This window comes from Nocardia wallacei (assembly GCF_029869545.1).
Taxonomy (GTDB): Bacteria; Actinomycetota; Actinomycetes; order Mycobacteriales; family Mycobacteriaceae; genus Nocardia; species Nocardia wallacei_A.
Genome location: NZ_JARWQD010000046.1, coordinates 1 through 9,064, shown reverse-complemented (window position 1 = coordinate 9,064; position 9,064 = coordinate 1). Strand labels below are relative to the sequence as shown.

Annotated in this window: 6 protein-coding genes; 5 read left to right on the top strand and 1 reads right to left on the bottom strand. The window is 71.3% G+C overall.

Annotation, left to right across the window (positions count from 1 at the left end; genetic code table 11):
* Window positions 1-2,496, bottom strand: a 2,496-nt coding sequence (locus QH290_RS02360; RefSeq protein WP_280381839.1) for a sensor histidine kinase, incomplete at its 3' end; no start/stop codon positions are given.
* A gap of 318 nt (window positions 2,497-2,814) precedes the next feature.
* Here QH290_RS02360 and QH290_RS02355 point away from each other — a divergent pair.
* From QH290_RS02355 to QH290_RS02335, 5 genes are all read left to right on the top strand, one after another.
* A complete protein-coding gene (locus QH290_RS02355) occupies window positions 2,815-4,941 on the top strand; it encodes an AMP-binding protein (RefSeq protein ID WP_280265989.1) in 2,127 nt (708 codons plus the stop codon).
* A gap of 110 nt (window positions 4,942-5,051) precedes the next feature.
* Window positions 5,052-5,438, top strand: a complete 387-nt coding sequence (locus QH290_RS02350; RefSeq protein ID WP_280265990.1) for a hemophore-related protein — start codon at window positions 5,052-5,054, stop codon at window positions 5,436-5,438.
* Window positions 5,439-5,540: 102 nt separating this feature from the next.
* A complete protein-coding gene (locus QH290_RS02345; RefSeq protein WP_425301710.1) occupies window positions 5,541-6,251 on the top strand; it encodes a response regulator transcription factor in 711 nt (236 codons plus the stop codon).
* Window positions 6,248-7,633: a sensor histidine kinase gene (locus QH290_RS02340; protein WP_280265992.1), complete on the top strand. Its 1,386-nt coding sequence runs from the start codon at window positions 6,248-6,250 to the stop codon at window positions 7,631-7,633. The genes QH290_RS02345 and QH290_RS02340 overlap by 4 nt, the downstream gene beginning before the upstream one ends.
* A gap of 90 nt (window positions 7,634-7,723) precedes the next feature.
* A complete protein-coding gene (locus QH290_RS02335) occupies window positions 7,724-8,845 on the top strand; it encodes a YhgE/Pip domain-containing protein (RefSeq protein ID WP_280381838.1) in 1,122 nt (373 codons plus the stop codon).
* Window positions 8,846-9,064 lie beyond the last annotated feature (219 nt).

The window sequence follows — 9,064 nt, the reverse complement described above, 5'->3', positions numbered from 1 at the left end:
CCCCCCGCCGGGGGGGCCCCCCCCACCACCCCCGCCCTGCCGGGGCGCCCCCCGGGCCCCCCCGCCGGCCCGGGGGGGGGGCCCCCCCCCGACGCCGGGCGCCCGCTTGAGCATGTTCGCGGCCAGTCCGGCCTGCGGCTGCGCGTTACCGCCGCCGCGCTGTGGCAGATTCGCGCCCGGCTGTGCCGCCGGCGCCTGCGGACCGTTCGCACCGGGCTCCCGTTGCGGCAGACCGGTTTTCCCGGCGTCGGCGGGGCGGCCGTCGGGACCGGCCACGTTCTGCCGGACCGTCGGACCGTTCGCGCCGGGCTGGCGCTTGGGCAGGCCGGGCGCCGAGGTGCCGGGCTGGCGCTGCGGTAGCGCGCCGTTCGGCGTGGCCGTGCCGTTCACCGGGGCGCCGTTGGCGGCCGCGGGACGCTCCCCGCGGTCGGCCCCGGCACGATCGGCCCCGGCCGGAATCGGCCCGCTCCCACCGGGATCCACGGTGACCATCATGTTGCCGCTGGGCGTGCGGGTGACGCCGCGCATCTGCATCGACGACGGGGCCTGCCGCTGCGGCGCGGGCGCCTGCTGGGTGGGCTGCTGCTGCGCCGGGATCTGCACCCCGACGCCGCCCGGCGTCACGATGAGCGGCTTGGGCACGTGCACCGTGACCGTCACACCCGGATCGCGCGCGGTGTCGAAGGTGGGCCGCAGCCGCACGGTCAGCCCGTGCCGCTCGGCCAGCCGACCGACCACGAACAGACCCATGTGGCGCGCGGTGTCGGGCCCGACCTCGGCCACGTTCTCCAGGCGCCGGTTGATCTCGGCCATCTCGGCCGGGGGCATACCGATGCCGCGGTCGGCGACCTCGATCAGCAGGCCCTGGTCGTGCGCCTGGGCGAAGGTGAACTTGACGTCGGTCTCGGGCGGGGAGGCGCGCAGCGCGTTGTCGAGCAGCTCGGCGAACAGGTGCGCCAGGTCGGAGGCGGCCGGTTCGGTGATGGCGCCGCGCGGGGTGGCGCCCAGCTTCACCCGCTCGTAGTCCTCGACCTCGGAGATGGCCGCGCGCAGCACGTCGGCGATCTCGACGGGCGCCGTCTTGCCGCGGCGCTGCTTCGGCGTACCGGCCAGAATCAGCAGGTTGTCGCCGTTTCGGCGCATGCGGGCGGCGAGATGGTCCAGCCGGAACAGGTTTTCCAGCAGGCGCGGATCCTTCTCGTCGTACTCCATCGCCTCGATGAGCGAGAGCTGATGGTCGACCAGCGATTTCGACCGCCGCGCCAGGGTCTCGAACATGTCGTTGACCTGGGTACGCATGGCGGCCTGGTCGGCGGCCAGCCGCAGCGCCTGGCCGTGGATGTCGTCGACGGCGCGGGCGAGCTGGCCGACCTCCTCCTCGGTGTGCACCGGCATCGGTTCCAGCGGAACGTCTTCCGGGCTGGCGCCGTCGCGCAGCCGCGACACCTCGTGCCCGAGATCGTGCTCGGCGACGCGCAGCGCGGCCAGGCGCAGCTTGCGCAGCGGCACGATCATCGAACGCGCGATGAGCACGGCGAGCACCAAGGCCGCGAGGATGGTCGCGATAACGATCACCGCGTACCGGATGGCGCCGGTGCGGGCGCTGTCGGCCAGGCCCTTCACCTCCGAGTCGATCTCGGCGGTCGACTGGCCCACGATCTTGGTGTAGTCGGAGAGGCTGTCCAGCACCGACTGCCGCAGATCCTGGATCGGGATCTGGCCCGCGGCGGCCTGCGGGCCGCTGACGAGCTGAATTCGGCTGTTCACCAACTGGTTCAGGTTGGCGATCGTCGGATCGCCGTCGGGGAAGCGGGTGGTGAGAATGCCCAGCATCTGCCGCTCGGTGTTGGCGGCGATCTGCATGTCGCGCAGCCCGTCCTTGGGATTGCCGCGCAGCGCCTCGGCCATGCCGGCGGCCTCGGCGACCATCACCGCGCGAGTGTTCAGCGAGTCGACCAGGCGCAGCTTCGCGGCCTCGACACCCGGGTCGGCGATCGTCGACACGATCGCCTCCACGGTGCGGACGCTGTTCTGCCGGATCGACTCCTCCTGATTGAGGGCCTCCTGGACGGTCGCCGACGGCGCGGTGCCGCCCTGGCGAACCGCCTTCGCGCCGTTGATCATTCCGTCGATCGCGGCGCGGCCGCCCGGCACGCCGTCCAGGCGCGGCGCGGCCTTCTCGGCGGAGGCGATGGCGTTGTCGAGCTGGGCGAGGTCGGCCTCCTGCACCAGCGATTGGCCGGGGCCGATCTGCACCATCTGCTCACCGGAGACGACGGCCGCCGCGGCACTCAGGCCGGTGACCGCCGGGATGGTCTGCACGTGCTTGACCGCGGTGTCCAGCTCGCTGGAGTCGCTGAACTGGGCCGCGATCCTGGAAGCACCGAGCACCACCGCGACGAGGAGGGGGACGGCGAGGACCGCCGTGACCTTCCAACGCAGGTCCCAGTTACCAAGCGCCCAACGCTTCCTACCGGACCTAGCGGCGTCACGCATCTCCACTCACTTTCCAAACTGGCCCCGGCCATGCGCCATCAGCGAGCCTCCCACGCGCTCGCGTTGGGCTCGACAGACGGAGCTGGCCGAGAGCTGCGGCTGGCCGAGAAATTGCGTCCATGACGGCCGACATATGTGGCATGCGATTCTAACGGATCAATAACTTCTTGTGTGACCTGTTGGCAACGTCCAGCCGTTGACCTGCCTATTCCGGACAAAATCAAAGGTCGCGGCGCCCGCCCGGACGTCGCGTGAAGTCTGCCACAATCAGGCTGATCTATCGAGGCGGGCATCGATGCGAGGCAGGGAGTCACACGGTTGAACGCGAAGCAGGAGTACCGGCCCACCTACCAGACGAGCCTGGTCGATCCCACCGACTTCTGGCGTACTGCCGCAGAGGCCATCAGCTGGGATGTTGCACCCACACAGATCCTCGACAGCACGGCCCGCCCGACGGCTCGCTGGTTTCCCGATGCTCGCCTCAACACCTCCTACAACGCACTGGACCGGCATGTGCGCGAACTCACACCGGAAGCGGGCTCGACGGCTGCCGGACTCCCGCCGACAGGCGGTCGCGCGGACCAGCCCGCCCTAATATACGACTCCGCTATGACGGGCGCCACAGTCGTTTACACCTACGCCGAGTTGCTGGACGAGGTCGCCCGATTCGCCGGCGCGATGCTGCGGCTGGGTGTGCGCACCGGCGATCGCGTCGTCATCTATATGCCGATGATCCCCGAAGCGGTGGTCGCGATGCTGGCCTGCGCCCGGATCGGCGCGGTGCACTCGGTCGTTTTCGGCGGGTTTGCCGCACATGAGCTCGCCGCGCGCATCGACGACGCCACACCTGTGCTGATCATCACAGCCTCCGGCGGCCTGGAGCCCGGCAGACGCATCGAATACCCGCCGATCGTGCTGCAGGCGCTGGACCAGGTCGAGCAGGCCGCGCCCCGGCACGTGGTGGTCAAGCAGCGCAACGGATTTCCGACCATCCGGTTCGCCGCGCCGCAGCCGGCCACCGAACATCTACCCGGCTCCTCGGAAACGGTTGCGGCGCAATGGCTGGACTGGGAGGACATGGTCCGCGACGCCGAACCGGCCGAACCGGTCTCGGTGGCGGCCACCGATCCGCTCTACATCCTCTACACCTCCGGGACCACCGGAAACCCGAAGGGCGTGGTGCGCGACAACGGCGGCCACGCGGTCGCGCTGTCGTGGTCGATGCGCAACATCTACGCCGTGCAGCCCGGGCAGGTGATGCTGACGACCTCCGATATCGGCTGGGTCGTCGGGCACTCCTATATCGTCTACGCGCCGCTGCTGGTCGGCGCCACCACGGTGCTGTACGAGGGCAAGCCGATCGGCACCCCCGACGCCGCCACCTACTGGCGCCTGATCGACGAGCACGACGTCGATGTCATGTTCACCGCGCCGACCGCGCTGCGCGCCATCCGCCGCGCCGACCCCGAGGCCGCGGGGGCCAAGCGCCACGACCTGTCGACGCTGCGGGCCCTGTTCTGCGCCGGAGAGCGGCTGGACCCCGCCACCTTCGAATGGACCCGCGACACCGTGCTCGCCGATCGGCCCGACTGCCCCGTGGTGGACCACTGGTGGCAGACCGAGACCGGGTGGCCCATCTGCGCGGATCCGCTGGGGCTGCAGGAACTTCCCGTCAAGCCGGGTTCCGCGTCGGTGCCGGTGCCGGGCTACCGGATCCGGGTGCTCGACTACGAGGGCGACGCGGTCACGGCCGGGACCGAGGGCAATATCGTGATCGGGCTGCCGCTGCCGCCGGGCACGCTCACCACCCTGTGGGGCGACGACGACAGATTCGTCCGCTCCTACCTGTCCGCCTTTCCGGGCCACTACCTGACCGGCGACTCCGGATTCTTCGACGAGGACGGCTATCTGTTCGTCCTCGGCCGCAGCGACGACGTGATCAACATGGCCGGGCACCGGCTGTCGGCGGGCGGGATCGAGGCCGCGGTCGCCGGGCATCCCGCGGTGGCCGAATGCGCGGTCATCGGCGTCCCCGACGAGCTGAAGGGTCAGCGGCCGATCGCCTACGTGGTGCTCAAGACGGGCCGGGGCGGCGGGCCGGGCGAGGACAAGTCGGCGATCGACCTGACCCGGCTGCGCGCGGAGGTGATCGAGCGGGTACGCGAGCAGATCGGCGCCATCGCCACCCTGCACGACGTGATCGTGGTGGCCGCCCTGCCGAAGACGCGGTCCGGCAAGATCCTGCGGCGCAGCATCCGCCAGATCGCCTCCGGCGAGAGCCCGGAGATGCCGGCCACCATCGAGGATCCGTCGGTCCTGGTCGCGCTCGAGGACCAGATCCTGGCCAGCCGCGCCGCCGAGCAGACCGGCGGCGAGACCGTGCCGGAGCCCGACGTCCCCGATTCGACCGACACCCCCGCCGACGGGCACACCGCGGTTCGGTGATCGCCCTCACAGTTTTCTCAGTGTCGGCTTATCCGACGATCAGAACCCGGCCCTAGCGTCGAGGCGTCCGCCGCATTCGGCGGCCGAGCTCCGATCCGAAAGGCCACACCATGACCTCGTTACGTGCCCGCCTCACCGGTGCCGTCCTGACCGTCGGCGGCCTCAGCACGGCTGCGGCTCTCCTCGTCCCCGGCACCGCCTCCGCCGATCCGACCGAAATGCTCGCCCCGCTGCTGAATTCGGACTGCACGTTCGCCCAGGTGGACGCGGCCCTGCACGACAAGAACCCGCAGCTGGCCCAGCAACTCGACGCCAATCCGCAGCAGAAGGCCGTGCTGCAGCAGACCTTCGACAAGCCGGTCGAACAGCGCCGCGCCGAGGTCCAGCAGTACATAAACGAGCATCCGGAGGCGGCCCAGCAGGCCGAGAACGACCCGCGCGCCGCCGCGGCGCGGGAGACCATCCAGGCCGTGGCCGATTCCTGCCACAACTACTGACGCGGCGGACACCCGCGGTAGTGCAGCGCGCCTCCCCGCCGGAATCCGGGGAGGCGCGTTGCGCGCCCGGACCGGAACCCACATCCAGGCAGAATGAATCCTGTGACGAGCGAGCGTGAGACCCCCAAGGTGCTGCTGGTCGACGACGACGAGGATCTGTTGGCGTCGGTCGAGCGGGGGTTGCGGCTGTCCGGGTTCGAGGTGCTGATCGCGCGCGACGGGGCGGAGGCGCTGCGCTGCGTGAGCGAGGACGCGCCGGATGCGATCGTGCTCGATATGAACATGCCCGTGCTCGACGGCGCCGGGGTGGTGACGGCGCTGCGGGCGATGGGTAACGAGGTGCCGATCTGTGTGCTGTCGGCGCGCAATTCGGTCGGTGACCGGATCGCCGGGCTCGAATCCGGCGCCGACGACTACCTCGTGAAGCCCTTCGTGCTGGCCGAACTGGTGGCCCGGATCCGGGCGCTGCTGCGCCGGCGCACCGACACCGCCGCCACCCCCGCCGCGCCCGGCGCGATCGCCGTGGGCCCGCTGGAGATCGACGTCGCCGGATATCGCGCGTTGCTGCACGGCCACGAAATCGAGCTCACCAAGCGGGAATTCGAGCTGCTGTCGACGCTGGCCCGCAACGCGGGCGTGGTGCTGAGCCGGGAGCGGCTGCTGGAACTGGTGTGGGGCTACGACTTCGCCGCCGACACCAATGTGGTCGACGTCTTCGTCGGCTATCTGCGCCGCAAGCTGGAGACCGACGGCACCCCGCGCCTGCTGCACACCATCCGCGGCGTCGGCTTCGTGCTGCGGGCGCCGAAATGACCAGCGGCACAGCGACATTCGCCACCACACGCCGACGCCGGTCCTATTCCCTGCGCACCCGGGTGGCCGGGGCGGCGGCGCTCGGCGCGATCATCATCACCGCGGTGCTGAGCTGGGTGTCGGTGCGCGCGCTGGAACGCAACAACCTGGCCCAGGCCGATCAGGAACTGACCATCGCCTCGCGCATCGTGCTGATGCAGCCGGTGATCGCGGTGGGCGTGCTGTCGCTGGTCGGGCCGAACGACGACATCGCGGTCACGGTCCGCGAACACGGCGACGTGGTGTCCTCCACCAGCGTCCGGCTGCCGGATTCCGAGCCGGGCTCGCGGACGCTGACCATCGCCGACACCCCGTTCCGGGTCCTGACCACCACCGAGAACCAGCCGCCGGGCCGCACCGTGTCGATGGCGATCCCGCTGACCGACGCCTACCACGCCACCTCCGAGCAGCGGCGCTGGGTACTGGTCGCGGCCGGGCTCGCGGTGGCGGCCGCGGCCGGGCTGGGCTGGGTGTTCGGTGGGCGCGCGGTGCGCCCGATCGTGGACCTCACCCGGCAGGTGGGCGCGCGCAGCGGCACCGGGGAGCCCGAGGCTCAGGTCGACGGCTCGGGCGTGCGGGAGGCCGAAAAGCTTGCCGACGCGGTGAATTCGCTGCTGGAGCGGGTGAACCGGGCACAGGCCGAGACCGCGGCCGCACTGGAGACCGCGCGTGACTTCGCGGCGGTCTCCGCGCACGAACTGCGCACCCCGCTCACCGCGATGCGCACCGACCTCGAGGTGCTGCGCACCCTCGACCTCGACGAGACCCAGCGCGCGGAGATCCTCACCGACCTGCAGCGCAGCGAGGGCCGGGTGGAGGCGACGCTGGCCGCGCTGGAGCGGCTGGCCACCGGTGAACTCACCGGCGATCAGGACCACGTCGAAACCGATGTGGGCGACCTGATCGACCAGTCCGCCCACGACGCCATGCGGCACTTCCCGCGGCTGACCGTGCGCATCGACACCGACCCGGAACTGATCACCCGCGGCCTGCCCACGGGCCTGCGGCTGGCGGTGGACAACGCCCTCACCAACTCGGCCCGGCACGGCGGCGCCACCGAGGCGCTGGTCTCGGCGCACCGCACCCCCGACGGATTCATCGTGATCTCCGTCGACGACAACGGCCACGGCATCGCGCCCGACGAACGCGCGGCGGTGTTCGAGCGGTTCTTCCGCGGTAGCCGGGCCAGCAAGGGCGGCTCCGGGCTGGGCCTGGCGCTGGTCGCCCAGCAGGCGCAATTGCACGGTGGGCGAGCGTTTTTCGACGACGGCACCCTGGGCGGCGTCCGCCTGGTGCTGATGTTGCCGGACCGCGGCGCGGTCACGGACACCGAGACATCTTGAACGCCATGATCTTTCGCTGATCCGCAACCCTTACCGAATCCTCAGAGACGCGCCAGCACCCGACCATCTCGAACCTCTACGGTCTGTGGGGTGGTCGCAAAACGAACTCGCTGGATCCTGGTCGTCGCGGTGCTGCTCATCGCCGGTGCGGCGACCGGGGGTGCGCTCTGGCTGCGCCAGTCCGCCGCCGCGCCCACCGCGGTCGCCATCGTGAACACCGACACCGGACCGACCGGCGCCAAGATCGTGAAGGGGTTGCAGGACGGCGGCATCCACGACTGGACCGTCGCCGAGCCGGACCAGCTGAGCACCGACGACTACGCGGCGGTGGTCACGCTGCCCGCGGACCTGTCCTCCTCGCTGGCCACCCTGGCCTCCGCCAAGCCGCAGCGCGCGCAGGTCACCGTCGACACCAGCGCCCACGCCGACGCGAACCTGGTCAACGACGCCGTCAACGAGGTCACCCGCCGGATCAGCGCGGCCGGGGTGGACCAGACCCTGGCGGCCGTCACCACGGCGCGCGGCACGGTGCAGCAGGTGGCGTTCACCACCCAGCTCCTCGGTGCCGGGGTGCAGGCGGCGGCCGACGCCTCCGGGCAGTTCACCGGCGGCGCCGACGAGATGCTCGGCTTCCTGAACACCGCCAAGGACGGCGCCGGTCAGCTGACGGCGGGGATCGACCAGCTCAACAGCACCCTCGGGGCCGCGACCGCGCAGGCCGACAGCCTGGCGAACGCGCTGGACGCGACCGGCGTGACCATCGGCCAGGTGTCCGGCTCGGCCGACGCGTTGAGCACCGGGCTGAACGAGGTCCTCCCGGCATTGCGCGCCCTGCCGTTCGCCGGTGATCCGCGGCTGGCCGACATCATCGGCAAAATGGATGCGCTGCAGGGGATTTCCGGGCAGGTCGGATCCCAGTTGGCCGGTTTCGCCGAACTCACCGGTTCGAGCACCGATCCGAATACCCCGGTGAGCGCGCTGCTGCGCGACGCGGCGGCCCGCCTGTCGCAGGGCGCCGCCCAGCTGAATCAGGGCGCCCAGCTGGCCCAGCAGGTGCCGCAGCTGGCCGACCGGGGCGCCGCCCAGCTGACCGGTGCGATCCAGGCGCTGACCGGCGGTGTCCAGCAGCTCCAGCAGATCGTGGCGAACCTGAACACGCAGACGGGCCAACCCCGCAACCCCGTTGCCCGACCCCGCCGCAAAAAACCATAGGCGCAAGCGCCCAAAAAAAACGCCCCCCGGGAAAAATTAGGGGGGGGCGGCGCGGGGGGGGGAGCGGGGGCCCCCGGGGGGGGGCCCCCCCGGGGGGGGGGGGGGGCCCGCCGCGGGGGCACCCCTGGGGGGCGCGCGCCGCCGCGGCGGCCCCCGCGGCGGGGGTGTCGGTGGTCAACGACGTCTCGGGCGGCCGGGCCGACCCGGATATGGTGAAGG